Here is an 18,650-nt window from a genome sequence, read left to right on the forward strand (position 1 = left end):
TGACCCATGACATACGTCGTCACCGAAGCCTGCATCCGCTGCAAATACATGGACTGCGTCGAGGTCTGTCCGGTCGACTGCTTCTACGAGGGTGAGAACATGCTGGTCATCCACCCCGACGAGTGCATCGACTGCGGGGTGTGCGAACCGGAATGCCCGGCGGAAGCCATCCTGCCCGATACCGACGAGCGCGCAGCGCAGTGGGTCGAGTTCAACCGGAAGTATGCGCAAGCCTGGCCCAACATCACGCGCAAGGGGGAGCCGCCAGCGGACGCCGACGAGTGGAAGGGCAAGCCCGGCAAGATGGCCTATTTCAGCGAAAAACCAGGCCATCCCTGAGGACCGTTTCTGCTCCGTCGCCGACGGTGGCAAGGGGGTCGCGAGGGGTGAAGAGACGTGGTTTTCGTGCTACATTGAAATTCTGAGCCGGAAGGCTCGCTCCAAAGACCAACCGACGCCTGGGTCGTGCGGGACGCCGCCGACCATAGGTGTCTTTTTGGCGATGGACAGCGCCGACTGACAGGTTCGAACGGGACGATGGCCACCAAAGCGACCACCACCACCAAGACGGCCAAGGACAAGAAGACCGCGGCTCAGCGCCCGACGCGCGGTCGGGACACGACGGCGAAGACCACAAAGGCACAGACGAAGACCGCCACCCGGCCGGCGGCGCGGGCGGTGGCGAAGAGCACCGCGAAGCAGCCGGCCAAGCGGGCGTCCGCACCGGCGACCAAGCCGGCCGCCAAGGCCCCTGCGAAGACGGTTGCCGTAAAGGCCCCGCGCAAGGAGGTGACCAGCGCGCCCCGGAAGCCGGCTTCGCCGGCGACGGCGGCACGTGCCAAGACGCCGGCAGCCCAGGCTGCGACGGAGAAGGCGGCCCCGCCTGCCATGGTCGCGGCCGAGGTCACCACCCAGGGTTCCAGCGCCGCGCCCGCCGCCCCGACGCCGGCCGCCGCCGACACCTCGGCCGCGCCGGCTCCGGCAGGCGCCAAGCAGCCTCCGGCGGCGCCGGCGCCCACCACGCCTCCGCCAGCGCCCGCGACGGCCGCAAAGCCGGCGGCCGAGCCGAGCAAGGCTGAACCGGCGGCTGCGCCAGCCCCCGCGATCGAGTTCGCGGTCGGCGACCATGTCGTCTACCCGACCCACGGCGTGGGCCGGGTCACGGGGATCGTCACCGAGGAAATCGCCGGCCATCGGCTGACGCTGATCGTCGTCGAGTTCGAGGACAACCGGATGGTGCTGCGCGTGCCGGTGGCGAAGGCGAAGTCGGCCGGGCTGCGCAAGCTCTCCTCGCGCAAGGCGATCGAGCAGGCGCTCGCCACGCTGAAGGGCCGCGCCCGCATCAAGCGCACGATGTGGAGCCGGCGGGCGCAGGAGTACGAGGCGAAGATCAACTCCGGCGACCCGGTGGCGATCGCCGAGGTGGTGCGCGACCTGCACCGCAACGCCGGACAGCCTGACCAGTCGTTCTCCGAGCGGCAGATCTACGAGCAGGCGCTCGATCGCCTGGCCGCGGAGCTCGCCGCCATCGAGCAGGTGGACAAGGCGACGGCGGCGGCGAAGCTCGCCTCCTACCTGAAGGCAGCCTGAGCCCTCGCGCCCCCGTCGGGGGAAGGCCCGGTCGGCGGGCGTGGGGCGAAGCGGGCGCATCGTCGGTGTGCGCGGGCTTCGTCCCGTCGCGTCGATCCATCGCTCGCGTCGCGGGGTGACGCGCGGCATCATCCGAGGCGGATGACCGCGCCCTCACCCGAGTCGGATCGTTTCGCCCGCCTCACCGGCGCGCGTCGGGTCTGGGCCGTCGCCGCCGTCCGCGGGGATCGAGCGCGCCTCGCCGCCCTGCACGGCGCCCTGGAACGGCGTGTCTGGCTCGGCGACAGGCTGGTCTATCTCGGCAACGTTCTGGGGGTGGGGCCCGACGTCGCCGGCGCTGTGGACGAACTCCTGCTGTTCCGCCGCGCCGTGCTCGCGAGGCCCGGCTTCGAGCCGCAGGACATCGTGGTGCTGCGCGGGGCGCAGGAGGAGATGCTGCACCAGCTGCTGCGCCTCCATTTCGCGCCCGGGCCGGCCACCGCCGTCGACGCTGTGCGCTGGATGGCCGATCACGGCATCGCGCCCACCCTCGCCGCCTACGGCACCACGGTGGCCGAGGCCCTGCGCGTCGCTGCCCAGGGCCCGGTTGAGCGGGCGCGCTGGACGACCACGCTGATGGCCTCGATCCGGGCGAGACCGGGCCACGAGCCGTTGCTCACCTCGCTGAAGCGCGCTGCCTACACCGTGCCGCGCGACCTCGCCGGCGAAGCGCCCGGCACGCTGTTCGTCGCCGCCGGGCTCGACCCCGCCCGCCCGTTCGAGGCGCAGGGCGACGCCTTCTGGTGGAACGACAGCGGGTTCGAACGCGCGGCGGAGGGGGTTGCCGGCGACGACGGCAGCTGGCGCCCCTGGGGCGGCTTCGCCCGGCTCGTGCGCGGCTTTTCGCGCCGCGCCGACGGACCCATCGAGCACGGCTTCGGGGTCACGCTCGATGCCGGTTCGGGCCTCGGCGGGCGTTTGGTTGCCGCGTGCTTCGCGCCGGGCGGCGAGGTGCTCGAGGTCGTCGAGGCATAGGCAACGAAGCGGCCCGGGGTCGCCCCCGGGCCGCCGCGTGATCGCGACTTGATCCCGCTCGCGTCACTCGCTCTGGCGGTTGCCGAGGAGCGAGAGCAGGAGCTGGAAGAGATTGATGAAGTTCAGGTAGAGGGCGAGCGCATCGAACACCGTCCGCTTCGCCGCCGCCTCCGTGCCCTCGGCATAGGCATAGGCGATGTAGTCGGACTTGATGCGCTGCGTGTCCCACGCCGTCAGCCCGACGAACACGATCACGCCGATCACGCTGATCGCGAAGGCGAGCGCGGAGGAGGCGAGGAAGATGTTGACCAGCGCCGCGATGATGATGCCGAACAGGCCCATGATCAGGAACGAGCCCATCTTCGTCAGGTCGCGGTTGGTCGTGTAGCCCCAGATGCTCATCGCGGCGAACATGCCAGCGGCGATGAAGAACACGCGCGCGATCGACTCCGTCGTGTAGACGACGAAGATGGTCGACAGGCTGAGCCCCATGACCGCGGAGAAGGCCCAGTAGAGCGCCTGGGCGGCGGTCGCCGAGAGCCGGTTCACGCCGAAGGACAGCACGAGGATGAAGGCGAGCGGGGACAGCATCGCGACCCAGCCCAGGATCGTCGGTCCGGCGACGACGCCCCGCGGCGTGACCACACGCTGGTAGAAGAGGTCGAAGATGGCGGGCGTGGTGGCCACCAGCAGCGCGACAATGCCCGTCAGCAGAAGGCCGGACGCCATCCAGTTGTAGACGCCCAGCATGTACTTGCGCAGACCGGCATCGAGCCGCGCGGCGTCCACGCCGGCGGTCGGTACCGTCTGCGTCGCCGCAATGGCGCGAGGATCGGGGTTCCAGGCCATGGTCTCTTTCACCTCCCAAGGAAAGACGCCCCGAATATGGGACAAGGGGCCTCCGATTCAATCGGATTCCCGATCCTGCCTCACTCGTTGCGCAGATACGGGGCGGGCTTGGCACGCAGGGCGGCGGCGGTGCCGACCCAGCCGAAGACGACGGCGAGCACCGCGCAAGCGATGACCGTCGCGGCCAGCGTGCCGGGCAGGAACACCCACTCGGCCCGCAGCACAAAAGTCGCCACCGCCCAGGAGGCGGCGGAGGCCACACCGGCGGCAAGCAAGCCCGCGAAGGCGCCGATCAGCCCGAACTCGACAAGATAGGCGGCGAGGATCTGCCGCCGAGTCGCCCCCAGCGTCTTCAGGATCACCGCATCCCGCACCCGGCGCCGTCGCCCCGCCACCACCGCACCCGCCAGCACGAGCGCACCGGAGAGGAGCGTGATGGAGCCGGTGGCGGACAGCGCGGCGCCGATTCGGCCCAGCAGTCCGTTCACCGCCTCCAGCGCGTCGCGCACCCGGATGGCGGAGACGTTCGGCATCGCATCCGTCACCGCGCGCAGGAGCGGTGCTTCGGCCTCCGGCGCGGCATGGACGGTCGCGATGTGCGTGTGGGGTGCCGCCTCGAGCAGACCGGGCGAGGCGATCAGCGTGAAGTTCAGCCCCATCGACCGCCAATCGATCACCCGCAGGTTGGCGATGCGCAGGTCGATGTCGCGCCCGAGCACATTGACCGTCAGCACGTCGCCGACCCCGATGCCCCAGCCGGCGGCCAGGCGGGCGTCGAAGGAGACGAGCGGCTCGCCGCGATAGGTCTCGGGCCACCAGGCGCCGGCGACGATCCGCGTGCCCTCGGGCGGGCGGGCGGCGTAGGTGAGGCCGCGGTCGCCGCGCAACGCCCAGGCAGTGTCCTCGGTCGCGCGCACCTGTTCCGCCGGCACGCCGTTGACGGCGACGATGCGCGCGCGCAGCGACGGCACCCGCTCGACCGCCCCCACACCGGGAACGGAGGCGGCGATGCGGTCGAAGCGCTCCGCCTCGCCCGACTGGATGTCGATGAAGAAGAAGGCCGGCGCCCGTTCGGGCAGGCTTTCCGTAACCTGCGATCGGATGTTGCCCTGGATCATCGCCACCGACGCCAGGGTGGAGAGGCCGATGCCGAGGGAGACGAGCATCAATGCCGTCGTGTTGCCCGGCCGATGCAGGTTGGCGAGGCCGAGGCGAAGCGCGGGCGGCAGGTGGCGCGGCGCCCGGGCGGCGAGCGCCGAGAGGGCCCAGGCGCCGAGGCGGAACAGGAGGAGCGTACCGGCGGCGGCGGCGCAGAAGGCCGCGGCGAAGCGGCGGTCCTGCGCCACCGCGACAGCGAGCCCGGCAAGCGCCAGCGCGAGCGCGACGTTGGCGAGCAGGACGGGCCAGCGCGGCCGGGCCGAGGCGCGCGCCACCTCGTCGCGGAACAGCGCGACAGCGGGAACCTCCCGCGCCCGGGCGAGCGGCCAGAGCGCGAAGGTCGCGGCGGCGACCAGCCCGAACAGGGCGGCGAGGGCGAGCGGGACCGGGTAGAAGCCCAGGGCGGGTGGTACAGGCAGCACGTCGGCCAGCGCCACCGCCGCCACCGCCGGCACGGCCGCCCCCACGGCGAGCCCGATCGCGATCGCCAGAGCCGCAATGACGCCGAGCTGCAGCCCGTAGGTGGCGAAGATGACGGACGCCGGCGCGCCGAGGCACTTCAGCGTGGCGATGGTGCGCCGGCGCGCCTCGAGCCAGGTGCGCACCCCCGTCGCCACCCCGATGCCGCCGACGAGCAGCGCCGTGAGCCCCGTCAGCGTCAGGAACAGGGCCGTCTGCTCGACGAAGCGGATCACCCCCGGGGCGGCTTCGGCGTAGGTTCGGATTCGCCAGCCGCCATCGGGGAACGCCGCCCGCAGGTCGCGCACGAAGGCGCGCGGGTCCGCACCCTCGGGCAGGCGGATGCGGTACTCGTAGCGCACCAGGCTGCCCGGCTGGATCAGGCCCGTGGCGGGAAGCGAATCGAGCGCGATCAGCGCGCGGGGCCCCAGCACCGCCGGCGAGGCGACCCGATCGGGCTCCTTCTCGACCGCCCCCACCACCCGAAAGAGGCCCTCGCCGAGACGGACGGTGTCGCCGGGACGAAGATCGAGCCGGGCGAGCACGAGGGGTTCGGCAGCGAGCCCCGGCAGCCCGTCGCGCGGGCGGAGGGCGGAGAAGACATCGGTCTCGCCGGCCACCCGCGCCTCGCCATAGAGCGGCCAGGTCGGGCCGACGGCCTTGAGTTCGACCAGCATGCGCTCGCGCGCGCCCTTCTCGGCGATCAGCATCGAGCGCATCTCGACCACGTCCGCCACCTGCCCGCCGCGGGCGGCGATCCAGGCCCTCGCCTCGGGTGACATCGGGCGGTAGCCGACCGAGACCTCGACGTCGCCGCCGAGGATGCGCCGCCCGTCCGTGCGCATGCCCTCGAGCACGGCGGAGGCAAGCGACCCCACCCCGGCGATGGCGGCGACCCCGAGGGCGAGACAGGCGATGACGATGCGCAAACCCCGCGTGCCCGCGCGCAGTTCGCGCCGGGCGAAGCGCCAGGCGGTGGCGAGGAGCGGCGCGTCAGCCGCGGGGCGAGCGAGCGGCCGCGGCGGGGCGGCGACGAGGGTGCCGTCCATCGCGCTCAGCCGAGCCTGCGGTCCGAGACGACGCGCCCGTCGGCAAGCGAGACGACCCGCCCGCAGCGTTCGGCGAGCGCGGGGTCGTGCGTGATCAGCACGAGCGTGGTGCCGAGCCTCGCGCGGAGGTCGAACATCAGCTCCATCACCGCCGCCCCGGTGGCGAGGTCGAGGTTGCCGGTCGGCTCGTCGGCGAGCAGGAGTGCGGGTTCGGCGACGAGGGCGCGGGCCAGCGCCACCCGCTGCTGTTCGCCGCCCGACAGCTGGGCGGGATAGTGGGAAAGCCGATGCGCCAGCCCCACCGCGGCCAGCGCCTCGCGGGCGCGGGCGAAGGCGTCGCGGCGACCGGCGAACTCGAGCGGAACGGCGACGTTCTCCTCCGCCGTCATGGTCGGAATCAGGTGGAAGGCCTGGAACACGATGCCGATGTGGGCGCGGCGGAAGCGGGCGAGCGAATCCTCGTCCATCGCGCCGAGATCGGCGCCGGCCACCCGCACGGACCCAGCACTCGGCCGCTCGAGCCCGGCGAGCAGCATCATCAGCGTGGATTTGCCCGAGCCCGAAGGGCCGACGATGCCGACCGCCTCGCCCGCACCGATGCTGAGCGAGATGCCGCGCAGGATGTTGACCGGGCCGGCCGCCGAGGCCACGGTGAAGGCGAGGTCCCGCACCACGACGATGGGCTCGGCGGCAGCGGGGCCGGCCTCGGCCCGCGCGGGATGAACGATGGCGTCCATGTCGGATCTGACCCCTCTTCGCTGCGTGCGATATGGCCCGGGGGTGCGACGGCGGGAAGCAACGATTGCGGCGGCGGCTTTCCTCATCACGGCGTTGTGCGGCGCGGGAACGAGGGCCGAGACGCGCGAGATCCGGATCCTCGCCCTCGGCGACAGCCTGACCGCGGGCTACGGCCTCGCCCGCAGCGACGGCTTCGTCGCCCAGCTCGAGCGCGCCCTGCGCGCCAAGGGCATTCCCGCCCGGGTGCTGGATGCGGGGGTGTCGGGGGACACCACGGCGGGAGGCAGGGCCCGGCTCGACTGGGCGCTCGCCGACAGGCCCGACGTCGCCATCGTCGCTCTCGGGGGCAATGACGGCCTGCGGGGCATCGACCCCGCCGCCACCTACGCCAACCTGGACGCCATCCTGCGACGTTTGCGCGAGCGCAACATCCCCGCCCTGCTCGCCGGCATGCTCGCGCCGCCGAACCTCGGCGCTGAATACGCGGAGGCGTTTCGCGAGGCCTACGCCCGCCTCGCGCGCGAGCACGACGTCGTGTTCTACCCCTTCTTCCTCGACGGCGTGGCGGCCGAACCCGCGCTCAACCAGCCGGACGGGATTCACCCCAATGCGCGCGGGGTGGCCGTGATGGTCGAGCGCATCCTGCCCTATGTCGAGGCGCTGATCGCGCGGGCGGGGCGCGGGTGAAGGCGGTGGTGAAGGAGGGCGCGGGATGCTTCGTCTGTTCGTCGGCCTCGCACTCCCCTACGAGCTCCGGCTTCGCCTTGCCGGGCTGATCGCGCACCGCTTCCCCGGCGCGAAATGGGTGCCGCCCGAGAACTACCACCTCACGCTGCGCTTCATCGGCGAGGTGGACAACGGCCGGGCGGATGACATCGACGCCGGGCTCTCCGCCATCGCCGCGCGCGGCTTCGACCTCACCTTGAGCGGGGTCGGCACGTTCGAAACCCGCGGCAGGCCGCACGCGCTGTGGGTGGGGGTGGAGCGCAACGCCGCGCTCGAACACCTGCGCGCCAAGGTGGAGAGTGCCGTGGTGCGGGCGGGCTGCGAGCCGGAGCGGCGTCGCTTCGTCCCCCACGTCACCCTTGCCCGGCTCGACAACCCCGACCCGGTGCGGCTCGGCGAGTTCCTTCGCCTGCACGGGCTTTTCCGCGCCCAGCCGGTGCCGGTGGAGCGGTTCACGCTGTTCTCCTCGCACCTCGCGAAGGATCAGGCGCACTACACGGCCGAGGCCGACTACGCCCTCGCCTGAGCGGGGTCGTCAGCTCCGGGGAAGCCCGGCCCGACCGCGCGAGAGCGAGCGGAGGCAGACCTCCTCCGGCACCCGCTCGAGCCCCACGCCCCGGGCGGCGGCGAGCACCACGCGTGCGTCCCCCTCGCCTTCGAGGAAGACATCGAGCAGGCAGGACGGGCCGCGATAGAGCCAGGCGCGTACCTCGCCCTCCTCCCGCACGAGGTCGGGCTCGCCGAGGAGGGCGCGCAGATCCGCCTCGCCGAGCCCTGCCAGATCCGAAGCGGAGCGCGGCGAACGGGCCAACACCGCGGGGCGATCGGCCCGCGGCGGGGGCGCGACCGGGCGTGGCGCGACCGCGTGCGGCGGCAGGCCCTGACGCATCGCCTCGAGCGCGGCGCGCGCCGCGGTGATGTCGGCCAGCGCACGCTGCGCCGCCCTCTCCTCTTCCGCAGGTGCACCGGCGCAAGCGGCGGCAAGGGTGGCGACCAGCAAGCCGGCGGCCACCCGCGGTGCCACGGCGCGCAGCGAAGCGGAGCGGTTTCAGCCCCGCGCCAGCGCGGGCTCCGCCGGCGTCGTTGTCGACGCCGCGGCCTGGGCGGCCACCGACACCGGGCTGGCCGGCGACGACGGCATCGCGGCCTGTGCCAGGGTGGGAGAGGCGGCGGGAGCGCCGAGGGCCGGGATCATCTCGATCCGACCGCTGACCTGCGCCCCCTCCTCGACCATCAGCCGCGCGCAGCGGATGGTGCCGGTGACCCGGCCGGTGCCGCGGATGACGAGGCGCCCGGTCGCCGTCAGCGCGCCGTCGAAGGCGCCGGAGATGTCAGCCTCCTCGATCTCGGCCTCGCCGCGGAACACGCCGCTGTCGGCAATCACCAGTTCGAGCGCGTTGCGGATCGACACCTCGGCCGTGCCGTGGACCTCGAGCCGTTCGCAGTCGCTGATCGCGCCACCCGACAGCGCGATGCCGCGCCCGACCACCAGGGCCCGACGCTCGCTCGCCGGACGGGCGGGGGAAGGGGGCCGCGCGGCGGCCGCGGGGGTCGGCGCGAGCGGCGTCGGCTGCGGCGGAATGCCGGGGGTGGGGATGGTCGGCTTCAGGGCCATGCCGCTCTCCTTGCGGGTCGGGGTCGGACGGGCGATGGGCTCGGCCGCCAGCGTCGTTCGCTCAGGCGGCGTTGCTTCGCGGCCACTCGGGCTGCCATCGCTTCGGGGGCGCTTGAACAGGGCCAGGGGACACCTCGCGGTCGCTGGAGTGGCTGGATCGAATGGCGACTCCGTCGCTGGCCGGGATCATACCGCCGCATCGATCGGCAGCAATGCGGCCGTGGTGGGCGCGAGAGGGATCGAACCTCTGACCCCCACCGTGTCAAGGTGGTGCTCTCCCGCTGAGCTACGCGCCCGCCCTTTTCGGTCTGTACCGGCGGTGCGGCGGCAACGCAAGCATCCGCCGGCCCGGCGGAGCGCGGCCGGGTGACATCGCGGCCCGGGCGATGCTTTCATGGCTGCGATGGACACGCTGCCGCCCAGGCATGGCTCCGCGACGCGTCCGGACGCCCGTCCTGGCGTCCCGCCGTGGTCTGAGCCCGTCGTCGTGCGTCGGCCGGCGGTGCAGACCGCCCCCCTCGTCTTCTCCTCCCCACATTCGGGCCGCGACTACCCGCCGGCCTTCCTCAACGACTCGCGTCTCGACATGGCGACCTTGCGCCGAAGCGAGGACAGTTTCGTCGAGGAGCTGTTCGGCTCTGCTCCCGACCGCGGCTGCCCGCTGATCCACGCCACCTTTCCGCGGACCTGGTGCGACGTGAACCGCGAGCCTTGGGAGCTCGATCCGGCGATGTTCGCCGACCCGCTTCCGGCCTATGTCAACGCAGCAAGCCCCCGGGTGGGCGCAGGCCTCGGCACTATTGCGCGGGTGGTGTCCACCGGGGAGGCGATCTACCGCCGCAAACTCACCTTCGAAGAGGCGGAGGCGCGCATCGCCACCTGCTGGCGCCCCTACCATCAGGCGCTCGCCGCGCTGATCACGGAGACGCTGCACCGCTTCGGCTGCTGCCTGCTGATCGACTGCCACTCGATGCCGTCTCTCGCCACCCTGCCGGCGCGGGAGCGGCCGCCCGACATCGTGCTCGGCGATGCGCATGGCACGTCGTGCGCGGCGATCGCGACCCGCCGGGTGGAGGAGGCGCTGAGCCGGCGCGGGCTTCGCGTGCGGCGCAACGAGCCCTACGCCGGCGGCTACGTCACCCGCCACTACGGGCGGCCGCGGGAGGGCGTGCATGCGCTGCAGATCGAGATCGCGCGCAACCTCTACATGGACGAGGGGCGAATCGAGCCCGCGGCCGGCTTTGCGAGGATGAAGGCGCTGCTGGGGCAGGTGATCGGCGAACTCGCCGCCGCCGACTGGTCCTCCCTCAAACCCTGAGCGGGGCGGCCGGGACGAACCGCCGGCAACCGCGAGTTGCGCAATCGGCGGCGTGATGGGGCTCAGAAATCTGTCGCAAGCCCCTGGCGCAAAAAAAGGGCCGCCCTTCGCAGGGCGGCCGAGTTTAGGGAGGAAACGTCCAAGAAAGGCAGACAGCATGGCCGAAACGACGATGCTGCAGTGCGAAAGATAAGCAGGGCGCGGATCCGAGACAAGGGGTTTTTTGCGCCGCAGCATGCGCGCGGGTCCTTTTCGCCGCACGCATGATCACGTCCGCGCGATGGTTCAGGGATCCGCTGGCACGCGGCTTGCGAGTGGCAAGCGGCATTTCGACAACCGGATCACCCCCCATGCCGCGCCCTCATCTCCTCGCCGCCCTCGCCGTTTCGCTGCTGACGGTCTGCCCCACCGGCGAACCCGCCGCGCGGCCGACCGCGGCGACGGCCCCATCCACCATCTCGCCGGCCGACCTCTGCCGGCCGGCGATCGCCGCTGCCGAACGCACGCATGGCATCCCGCACGCACTCCTGCTCGCCATCGGGCGGGTGGAAAGCGGGCGGCGGGATCCCGAAACCGGCCGCTTCGGTCCCTGGCCCTGGACCATCAATGCCGAGGGAACGGGGCAGTTCTTCCCCACCAAGGAGGCAGCGATTGCCGCCGTGCGCGCCCTGCAGGCACGCGGCGTGCGCTCGATCGACGTCGGGTGCATGCAGGTGAACCTGCATCACCACCCCGACGCCTTCGCCTCGCTCGAAGAGGCCTTCGACCCGGCGCGCAACGCCGACTACGCCGCCCGCTTCCTGGTCGATTTGCAGGCGCGGGCAAACTCCTGGACGCAGGCCGCGGCACACTACCACTCGCAGACGCCAGAGCTCGCCGAGGCCTACAAGCGCCGTGTGCTTGCGGCCTGGCCGGAGGAAACGCGGCACGCGGCGGAGGCGCATCGGCAGGCGCAGGCGGCGGCCTGGGCGGCGCGAACGGCGGGCGGTGCCGGGCGGATCATCCACCTTGCCGCTCCTGCCCTCCGACCCGCTCCGCTCGAGGCGGCGCCGGAGGCGAACTTGCGCGGTCGTGATCTCGACTCCTACCGCGCCGCGCCGATCGCGGCCGTGCGGCCGATCGCCTTGCTCGCCCAAGTCTCCGCCGCCCGCCCGGCGCCGACCCGTCCGTCCCGCTGATGCGCCGTCGCAGTTGCAGGGCACCATCGCGATCCGGCACATTCCCGAACTGGATGCGAGCCATGCGCTCGTGTCATGAATTCGTCGACCGACCGGGAAAGGATAAGGATGATGCCTATGCGCCTGATCGCCGCTGCCTTGCTGTTCGCCGCCCTCTCGCTACCGGCCTTCGCCTGCCCCTCCGACGAGCGGGTGGCCGAGGAGCCGCCGCCGCCGGTGGTGACCTCCGCCCTGCCGGCGACCGCCGTCGCCGGCTGAGGCCGCATCACCCGCGCCGGCCGCCGCGCAGCCGGGCGACGAGCCCCGCCGCGGCGGCCGACACCATCGCCTCGCTGTCTAGGCCATACAGGGCATAGAGGGAGGGGATATCGCCGGCTTGACCGAAGCGGTCGACGCCGAGCGGCTCCACCCTCTGCCCGCGCACCGACCCGAGCCAAGCCAGCGTGGCCGGGTGCCCGTCCAGCACCGTCACGAGAACCGCCTCCGGCGAGATCGGCGCCAACAGGGTTTCGATCCAGGCCGTCGCCGGCGCGCCGTCGCGCCGCGCACGGCAGGCCGCGAGCCAGTCCCGGTGCAGCCTGTCGGGACTGGTGATCGTCAGCAACCCCGCGCCAGGGACATCCTCCCGGATCGTGTCGAACGCGGCGCGCGCCTCCGGCGCGACCGGACCCTGCGTGACGAGCGCCAGCGCCGCCCCCGGCTCGGGCGGCACGAGCCAATACCCGCCGCGGATCACCGCCTCGGGGTCAAGGAGGCGCGCAGGCTGCTCGATCGCCCGCGTCGAAAGCCGGAGCCACACGGATGAGCCGTCCGGCTCCTGCAGCTGACGGAACGCCCAGGCCAGGATGGCCGCGAGCTCGTCGACATACGCAGGCTCGTAGAAGGCGAGGCGGTCCTGCCCGATGCCGATCAGCGGCGTGTAGACGGACTGGTGCTGACCGCCCTCGGGTGCGAGCGTGATGCCCGAGGGCGTGGAGACCAGGATGAAGCGCGCATCCTGGTAGCAGCCGTACATCAGCGCATCGAGCCCGCGCCCGACGAAGGTGTCGTAGACGGTGCCGAGCGGGATCAGCCGCACGCCGAACAGGTCGTGCGCAAGGCCCGCCGCCGCGAGCAGCAGGAACAGGTTCTGTTCGGCGATGCCGAGTTCGATGTGCTGCCCCTCGGGCGTCATCACCCATTTCTGCGGCGAGACGACCTTGGCGTCGCGAAAGACGTCGTTGCGCCGCGTGCGCGAGAACACGCCGCGGCGGTTTACCCACGGCCCAAGGGAGGTGGAGACCGTCACGTCCGGGCTCATGGTGACGAGGCGTGCGGCGAGCGGGGCAAGATCGCCCACGCCGCGACCGATCTCGGACAGGATTTGGCCGAACCCCTCCTGGGTGGAGATCTTCCGGCCCGGCGCAAGCGGCGGGATGGGCAGGGCGGAGGGGATCGGCACCGGGTCGGCGACGAGACGGCGGCTTTGCCGGTGCTGCGCGAAGGGCGCGCTGGCGACCAGGGCGCGCGCCTCCGCCTCCAGGGCGCCGAGCCCCGCGAAGGGCTCCCACTCCTCGCCCGGCGCGATGCCCATCGCGGCGCGGAACGCCTCCATCTGCTCCTTCGTCATCAGCCCGGCATGGTTGTCCTTGTGCCCGGCGAAGGGCAGGCCCATGCCCTTGATGGTGTAGGCGATGAAGGCGGTGGGCTGGCGCGAGGTCGCCGCCCGGCGCAACGTGTCGACGACGAGGCCCATGTCGTGGCCGCCGAGATTGGTCATCAGCCGCGCGAGATCGCCGTCGCTGAGGGGATCGATGATCGCGCGCACCCGACGATCGCGCCCGAGATCGGCGATCAGCGCCTCGCGCCAGGCGGCACCCCCCTGGAAGGTGAGCGCGGCGTAGGTGGAGTTCGGACAGTCGTCGATCCACTGCTTCAGCGCCGCCCCGCCGGGCCGGGCAAAGGCGGCCTCGAGCAGGCGGCCGTACTTCAGCGTCACCACCTCCCACCGCATGTCGCGGAACAGGCCCTCGATGCGGTGGAACAGCCGGTCGGGCACGATCGAATCGAGGCTCTGGCGGTTGTAGTCGATCACCCACCACACGCCCTCGACCTCGTGCTTCCAGCCCTCGAGGAGCGCCTCGTAGATGTTGCCCTCGTCGAGCTCGGCGTCGCCAACGACCGCCACCATGCGGCCCCATGGCGCGTCCTCCGGCACGAGACGCTTGAGGCGGACATAGTCGCGCACGAGCGCGGCGAAGGTGGTGATCGCCACCCCGAGCCCGACCGAGCCCGTCGAGAAGTCGACGTCGTCGCCGTCTTTCACCCGCGACGGATAGGGCTGGATGCCGCCCAAGGCACGGAACCGTTCGAGCTTGTCGCGGCTCACCCGCCCCATCAGGTACTGGATGGCGTGGAACACCGGGGCGGCGTGCGGCTTCACCGCCACCCGATCCTCGGGGCGGAGAATGTCGAAATAGAGCGCCGTCATCAGGGTGGCGACCGAGGCGCAGGAGGCCTGGTGGCCGCCGACCTTCAGCCCGTCGCGATTTGGGCGGACGTGGTTGGCGTGATGAATGATCCAGGCGGCGAGCCAGAGCACGCGCTTCTCCAGCGCCTCCAGCACGGCGAGCCGGCGGGGGTCGATCCCGCCCGCGGCGACCGTCTCCCGTGCCAGCCCGTCCGCCATCCCCTTCCCCCTCGCCTCAGCCGCGGGCGAGACGCTTCAGGGCGGAGGACGCCGCGCGCTTGCCCTCGCCCGCGTAGAGCTCATGATTCGCCTCGATCGTGTCGCGATCGTACAGGTAGTTCACCATCAGCCCGAGACTCTCGCGCAGCCCCTTGTCGGACGCGTCGGCGAGCCAGTTCAGCCGTTCCGCTCGCGCACCGTTACTGAGGTGGAAGTGCGCCACCGGATCGCGCGCCTTGCCGCGCCGGTCGCTCTCGGTCAGCAGGTAGCGCGCGCAGAGGCGGAGTAGCGGCGCCTTCGCCGCCTCGACCAGAGCGGGCTCGCGATGCCACTGGCGGCGGGACAGGAGGCGCGCGAGCGGGCTCACCTGCTCCGCCCCCTCCTCCTCGGCCTCCGCCAGCGCCTCGGCGAGCGCCGCACTCTCCTCCGGCGAGAGCAGCTCGTCGCCCGCCGCGAGCCGCTCCTCGAGCCAGCGCCGGAAGCCGGGGATCGGCGAGAGGGTGGCGAAGGTCTTCAGGTTGGGCAGGTCGCGCGAGAGGCGATCGACCACCTGCTTGATCAGGAAGTTGCCGAAACTGATGCCGGAAAGACCGCGCTGGCAGTTCGAGATCGAGTAGAAGATCGCGGTATCGGCCCCTGCCGGATCGATCACGGGGGCCTTCTCGTCGAGAAGTGCCCGCACGTTGTCGGCGAGCCCCCGCACCAGCGCCACCTCGACGAAGATGAGCGGCTCGCCCGCCATCGCGGGGTGGAAGAAGGCGTAGCAGCGGCGGTCGGCATCGAGCCGGTTCTTCAGGTCGCGCCAGCCGCGGATCTCGTGCACTGCCTCGTAGCCGACGAGCTTCTCGAGCAGGGCGGCGGGGCTGTTCCAGTCGATGCGGCGCAACTCGAGGAAGCCGACATCGAACCAAGCGGCGAGAAGCCCCCGCAGATCCTCGTCGAGGGCGGCGAGCAGCGGGTCGTCCTTGGCGCGTGCCATCAGGTCGGCGCGCAGGTCGACCAGGAACTTCACCCCCTCAGGGATGGAGGTGAACTGGGTGAGGAGGCGGACGCGCGGCGCGGCGGCGGCGCGGCGCAGCTGGGCGAGTGCCATGGCCCTCTCGCCGGAATCGGTCGCGGCGGCGAAGGCCGCGCAGGCCGCCTGCACGGCGGCCGGGTCGGCGTCGAAGCCGGCAAGCGTGCGCAGGAAGGCGGTGCGCCCGTCGGCATCCGCCTTGCGATAGGCCTGCGCGAGCTGGGCCGAGCGGCCGCGGGCCGAGACCTCGCCGCCCTTCGCCTCGAGGCAGGCGCGCATCTGGGCGGCGATGTCCGCCTCATCCTCCGCCCCGCCGGCAACCGCTGCCCAGGCGCCGAGGAGACGCTTCAGCGCCCGATCGAACAGGCCCTCCTGAACGGTGGCGGCTTCCATCGCGGTCTCCCTTGGCCGCTCGGGTCGTCAGTATAGCCCGGCGACCACGGCAGGGAGATGGTCGGCGAGGTCCTCCGCTATCAAGTGGGGGCCGGCGCGACCCGCCGCCTGCGCATGCAGCCAGGCGGCGGCGCAGGCGGCTTCGAACGCCGGCAGGCCCTGGGCGAGCAGGGCGGCGGCGATGCCACCGAGCACGTCGCCCGTGCCGCCGGTGGCGAGCCACGCCGGTGCGGCGGGGTTGATCGCCGCCCGCCCATCGGGGGCGGCGACGATGGTGTCGCTGCCCTTGAGCAACACCACACCGTCGAGCCGGCGTGCGGCCTCGCGCACCGCGGCGAGCCGGTCGGCCCCCAACGGGCCGAACAGGCGGGCGAACTCGGCGGCGTGCGGCGTCGCGATGGCGGTGCCGCGCAGATCCTCCGGCGCCCCGCGTAGGGCATCGGCATCGGCCACCAGGCGTCGCCCCGCTGCCAGGACGGCGCGTGCGATCTCCGCAGCGCGCTCCCCTCCGCCCGGGCCGACCAGCCAGACCCGGCGGCGTTCATCGGCAAGCAGAGCCTGGAGCGAAGCCTCGGTGACGATCACGCCCGGCTCGCCCGCCCGACAGGCGGCGGCGGAGGCGGCGTCGGGCGCGGCGATGGTGACGAGGCCTGCGCCGGCGCGCCGGGCGGCGCGGGCGGCAAGCCTGGCCGCGCCGGTCATGGCCGGGCCGGCCACGACGGTCACCGTGCCGCGGCTGTACTTGTGGTCCGCCGACCCGGGGGGGCGGAGCAACTGTCGCCACAGCGTGGGATCGTTCCGGAACGTCGTCGGCCCGATCCGGTCCAGCACGTCGTCCGGGATGCCGATCGGTGCGCAGACCACCTCGCCGCAGAGATCCCGCCCCGGCAGCAGCAGGTGCGCGGGCTTGAGGCGAAAGAAGGTGACGGTGAGGACGGCTTGCGGGGCGACGCCGAGCACGGCTCCCGTGTCACCCGACACGCCTGAGGGCAGGTCGATCGCCACCACCGGTGCGGCGATCGCGCGGATCGTTTCGGCCGCCAAACCCTCGATCGGGCGGGCAAGCCCCGCGCCGAACAGGGCGTCGACGACGAGACTTGCACCGACCAGGGCCGCGGGCGTGAGGGGAACGAGGGGTCCGCGCCAGCGCGCGGCGGCGAGGGCGGCGTCACCGCGCAGACCGTTCCGCTCCCCCAACAGCGCCACCCGCACCGGCCAACCCGCCTCTTCCAACCGGCGCGCGACCACCAACCCGTCGCCGCCGTTGTTGCCGGGCCCGGCGAGCACCACCGTGGCACAGGGGCGAAAGCGGCGCAGGATCGCGCGCGTCACCGCACGGCCGGCGTTCTCCATCAGCGCGATTCCGGGCGTACCGCCCGCGATGGTCAGCCGATCGGCGCGGCCCATCTCTGCCACCGTCAGCACCGCGGCGTCGCGCATTCGCTTGACCCTCGCTTTCTTCGATGATTAGAACATGTGCGGGGAGCGATCTTCCCGCACGGAAAGATCAACGAAGCGGGAGTGAACGTCGATGGCACGGATCGGCAAGCCTGAACGGAGCCTCTCCGAACTTTATCGCGACGACCCGGAACGCGCCGACTGGATCGTGTTCGGCCGCCGGGGTGCCCTGAAGGGCACGGCGTTGGCCGCCATGGGTGCTGCGGTCGGGGCGACCATCCCGTTCGCCAACCGCATGCCGACGGGCCTCGTCCCTGCCGCCCTGGCGCAAGGGGCGGGCGAGCGCCGCCTGTTCCGCTTCGAGGGCAAGGAGGCGCTGATCGATCTCGGCCAGCGCCCGCTCGTGCTCGAGACCCCCGAACACCTGCTCGACGACGAGATCACACCGGCCTCCAAGTTCTTCGTCCGCAACAACGGCCTGCCGCCGGAACCCGCGGCGGATCCGAAGGCATGGAAGCTGCGCATCGACGGCGAGGTGAACACGCCGCTCGAATTGACGGTTGGCGAGCTCGAGAGCCGCTTCCCGCTCGTCACCTACCAGCTGCAAATGGAGTGCGGCGGCAACGGACGCGGCTTCTTCGTTCCCGAGACCCGCGGCAACCAGTGGGGTAACGGCGCGATCTCGAACTGCCAGTGGACGGGCGTGCGGCTGCGCGACCTCCTGCGCGCGGCCGGCGTGAAGGACAGTGCCAAGCACGTCGCCCCCTATGCCAGCGACATGCATCTCTCCGGCGACCCGAATCGCGTGGTGATCAGCCGCGCGACGCCGATCGAGAAGTGCATGGAGGAGCATACCATCGTCGCGGTGCGGATGAACGGCGAGCCGATCCCGCACATCCATGGCGCGCCCTTGCGCCTGATCGTGCCCGGCTGGCCCGGTTCGCTGAGCCAGAAGTGGCTGACGCGGCTGTGGGTGCGCGACCGCGAGCATGACGGGCCAGGCATGGGCGGCACCTCGTACCGCGTGCCGGTGATCCCGATCGTTCCCGGCTCGCGCGACGACGGCAAAACCTTCCGCGACATCCACTCGATGTGGGTGCGGTCGGTGCTGACCAACATCCCGAACGGCAGTCGCTTCCCCGCCGGCACGCGCGAGATCGCCGTGCGCGGCCATGCCTGGGCGGGCGAGGACAGCGTCCGCGCCGTCCACGTGTCGGTCGATTTCGGCGCGACCTGGACGGCGATGGACGTGAAGCCGCCCGCCAACAAGTACGCCTGGCAGCGCTGGAGCGGCACCGTCCGCCTGCCCTCGGATGGCTACTTCGAGATCTGGTATCGGGCGACCGACAGCCAGGGCCGGATGCAGCCGCATGCGCCGGCGAACTGGAACCCGCAGGGCTACGGCGCGAACCCGATCAGCCGGATCGCGATCCTGGTCGGCTGAAACTGCGTCTGACGTTAACCACGAAACGAAAGAGCAGA

At 72.1% G+C, this 18,650-nt stretch carries 17 protein-coding genes and 1 tRNA gene; 9 read left to right on the top strand and 9 right to left on the bottom strand.

The window, feature by feature from the left end:
• Window positions 1-6 precede the first annotated feature (6 nt).
• The 3 genes from fdxA to DWB05_RS05220 all read left to right on the top strand — a co-directional run bounded on the left by fdxA (window position 7) and on the right by DWB05_RS05220 (window position 2,604).
• Window positions 7-339 (top strand): ferredoxin FdxA, encoded by a 333-nt coding sequence (gene fdxA / locus DWB05_RS05210; protein ID WP_114375689.1) that lies wholly within the window; start codon window positions 7-9, stop codon window positions 337-339.
• A 126-nt stretch (window positions 340-465) separates the two neighbouring features.
• Window positions 466-1,590, top strand: a complete 1,125-nt coding sequence (locus DWB05_RS14980; RefSeq protein ID WP_232818392.1) for a CarD family transcriptional regulator — start codon at window positions 466-468, stop codon at window positions 1,588-1,590.
• A 141-nt stretch (window positions 1,591-1,731) separates the two neighbouring features.
• On the top strand, window positions 1,732-2,604 hold the full coding sequence (locus DWB05_RS05220; RefSeq protein WP_114375691.1) for a hypothetical protein: 873 nt from the start codon (window positions 1,732-1,734) through the stop codon (window positions 2,602-2,604).
• Between the two features lie 63 nt (window positions 2,605-2,667).
• Here DWB05_RS05220 and DWB05_RS05225 read toward each other — a convergent pair whose 3' ends face one another.
• The 3 genes from DWB05_RS05225 to DWB05_RS05235 form a co-directional block, all read right to left on the bottom strand.
• Window positions 2,668-3,453, bottom strand: a complete 786-nt coding sequence (locus DWB05_RS05225; RefSeq protein WP_114375693.1) for a Bax inhibitor-1/YccA family protein — start codon at window positions 3,451-3,453, stop codon at window positions 2,668-2,670.
• Between the two features lie 80 nt (window positions 3,454-3,533).
• Window positions 3,534-6,119 (bottom strand): ABC transporter permease, encoded by a 2,586-nt coding sequence (locus tag DWB05_RS05230; RefSeq protein WP_114375695.1) that lies wholly within the window; start codon window positions 6,117-6,119, stop codon window positions 3,534-3,536.
• Window positions 6,120-6,124: 5 nt separating this feature from the next.
• Window positions 6,125-6,856, bottom strand: a complete 732-nt coding sequence (locus tag DWB05_RS05235) for an ABC transporter ATP-binding protein (RefSeq protein ID WP_114375698.1) — start codon at window positions 6,854-6,856, stop codon at window positions 6,125-6,127.
• Here DWB05_RS05235 and DWB05_RS05240 point away from each other — a divergent pair.
• Both DWB05_RS05240 and thpR read left to right on the top strand, forming a co-directional pair.
• Entirely contained in the window at window positions 6,855-7,544 is a 690-nt protein-coding gene (locus tag DWB05_RS05240) for an arylesterase (protein WP_232818393.1), read from the top strand. The genes DWB05_RS05235 and DWB05_RS05240 overlap by 2 nt on opposite strands.
• Before the next feature lie 25 nt (window positions 7,545-7,569).
• A complete protein-coding gene (gene thpR / locus DWB05_RS05245; protein WP_114375702.1) occupies window positions 7,570-8,109 on the top strand; it encodes an RNA 2',3'-cyclic phosphodiesterase in 540 nt (179 codons plus the stop codon).
• Window positions 8,110-8,118: 9 nt separating this feature from the next.
• On the opposite strand, the gene DWB05_RS05250 is transcribed toward thpR, so the two are convergent.
• The 3 genes from DWB05_RS05250 to DWB05_RS05260 form a co-directional block, all read right to left on the bottom strand.
• On the bottom strand, window positions 8,119-8,607 hold the full coding sequence (locus tag DWB05_RS05250) for a hypothetical protein (RefSeq protein WP_157967084.1): 489 nt from the start codon (window positions 8,605-8,607) through the stop codon (window positions 8,119-8,121).
• A gap of 24 nt (window positions 8,608-8,631) precedes the next feature.
• Window positions 8,632-9,198: a bactofilin family protein gene (locus DWB05_RS05255; RefSeq protein ID WP_114375706.1), complete on the bottom strand. Its 567-nt coding sequence runs from the start codon at window positions 9,196-9,198 to the stop codon at window positions 8,632-8,634.
• A gap of 221 nt (window positions 9,199-9,419) precedes the next feature.
• Window positions 9,420-9,494: transfer RNA gene (locus DWB05_RS05260), tRNA-Val, on the bottom strand.
• Window positions 9,495-9,601: 107 nt separating this feature from the next.
• Here DWB05_RS05260 and DWB05_RS05265 point away from each other — a divergent pair.
• The 3 genes from DWB05_RS05265 to DWB05_RS14610 all read left to right on the top strand — a co-directional run bounded on the left by DWB05_RS05265 (window position 9,602) and on the right by DWB05_RS14610 (window position 11,952).
• Entirely contained in the window at window positions 9,602-10,516 is a 915-nt protein-coding gene (locus DWB05_RS05265) for an N-formylglutamate amidohydrolase (protein ID WP_114376565.1), read from the top strand.
• A 350-nt stretch (window positions 10,517-10,866) separates the two neighbouring features.
• On the top strand, window positions 10,867-11,694 hold the full coding sequence (locus DWB05_RS05270; protein WP_157967085.1) for a lytic transglycosylase domain-containing protein: 828 nt from the start codon (window positions 10,867-10,869) through the stop codon (window positions 11,692-11,694).
• Window positions 11,695-11,805: 111 nt separating this feature from the next.
• Window positions 11,806-11,952, top strand: coding sequence for a hypothetical protein (locus DWB05_RS14610; protein WP_157967086.1), 147 nt, complete (start codon window positions 11,806-11,808; stop codon window positions 11,950-11,952).
• Window positions 11,953-11,959: 7 nt separating this feature from the next.
• On the opposite strand, the gene DWB05_RS05275 is transcribed toward DWB05_RS14610, so the two are convergent.
• From DWB05_RS05275 to DWB05_RS05285, 3 genes are read right to left on the bottom strand one after another with little or no spacing between them, the layout of a single operon-like run.
• Window positions 11,960-14,362, bottom strand: coding sequence for a transketolase (locus DWB05_RS05275; RefSeq protein WP_114375710.1), 2,403 nt, complete (start codon window positions 14,360-14,362; stop codon window positions 11,960-11,962).
• Between the two features lie 16 nt (window positions 14,363-14,378).
• Window positions 14,379-15,770, bottom strand: coding sequence for a malonyl-CoA decarboxylase domain-containing protein (locus DWB05_RS05280; RefSeq protein WP_114375712.1), 1,392 nt, complete (start codon window positions 15,768-15,770; stop codon window positions 14,379-14,381).
• A 27-nt stretch (window positions 15,771-15,797) separates the two neighbouring features.
• Complete coding sequence (locus DWB05_RS05285) at window positions 15,798-17,210, bottom strand: NAD(P)H-hydrate dehydratase (protein ID WP_114375714.1); 1,413 nt, start codon at window positions 17,208-17,210, stop codon at window positions 15,798-15,800.
• Between the two features lie 91 nt (window positions 17,211-17,301).
• Between DWB05_RS05285 and DWB05_RS05290 the strand changes: the two genes are divergently transcribed.
• Window positions 17,302-18,612 carry a sulfite oxidase gene (locus DWB05_RS05290; protein ID WP_114375716.1) on the top strand — a complete coding sequence of 437 codons (1,311 nt, stop codon included), beginning with the start codon at window positions 17,302-17,304 and terminating at the stop codon, window positions 18,610-18,612.
• Window positions 18,613-18,650: the final 38 nt, after the last annotated feature.

Origin of the sequence: Elioraea thermophila (ex Habib et al. 2022) (genome assembly GCF_003336755.1) — a bacterium.
Lineage (GTDB): Bacteria > Pseudomonadota > Alphaproteobacteria > Acetobacterales > Acetobacteraceae > Elioraea > Elioraea thermophila.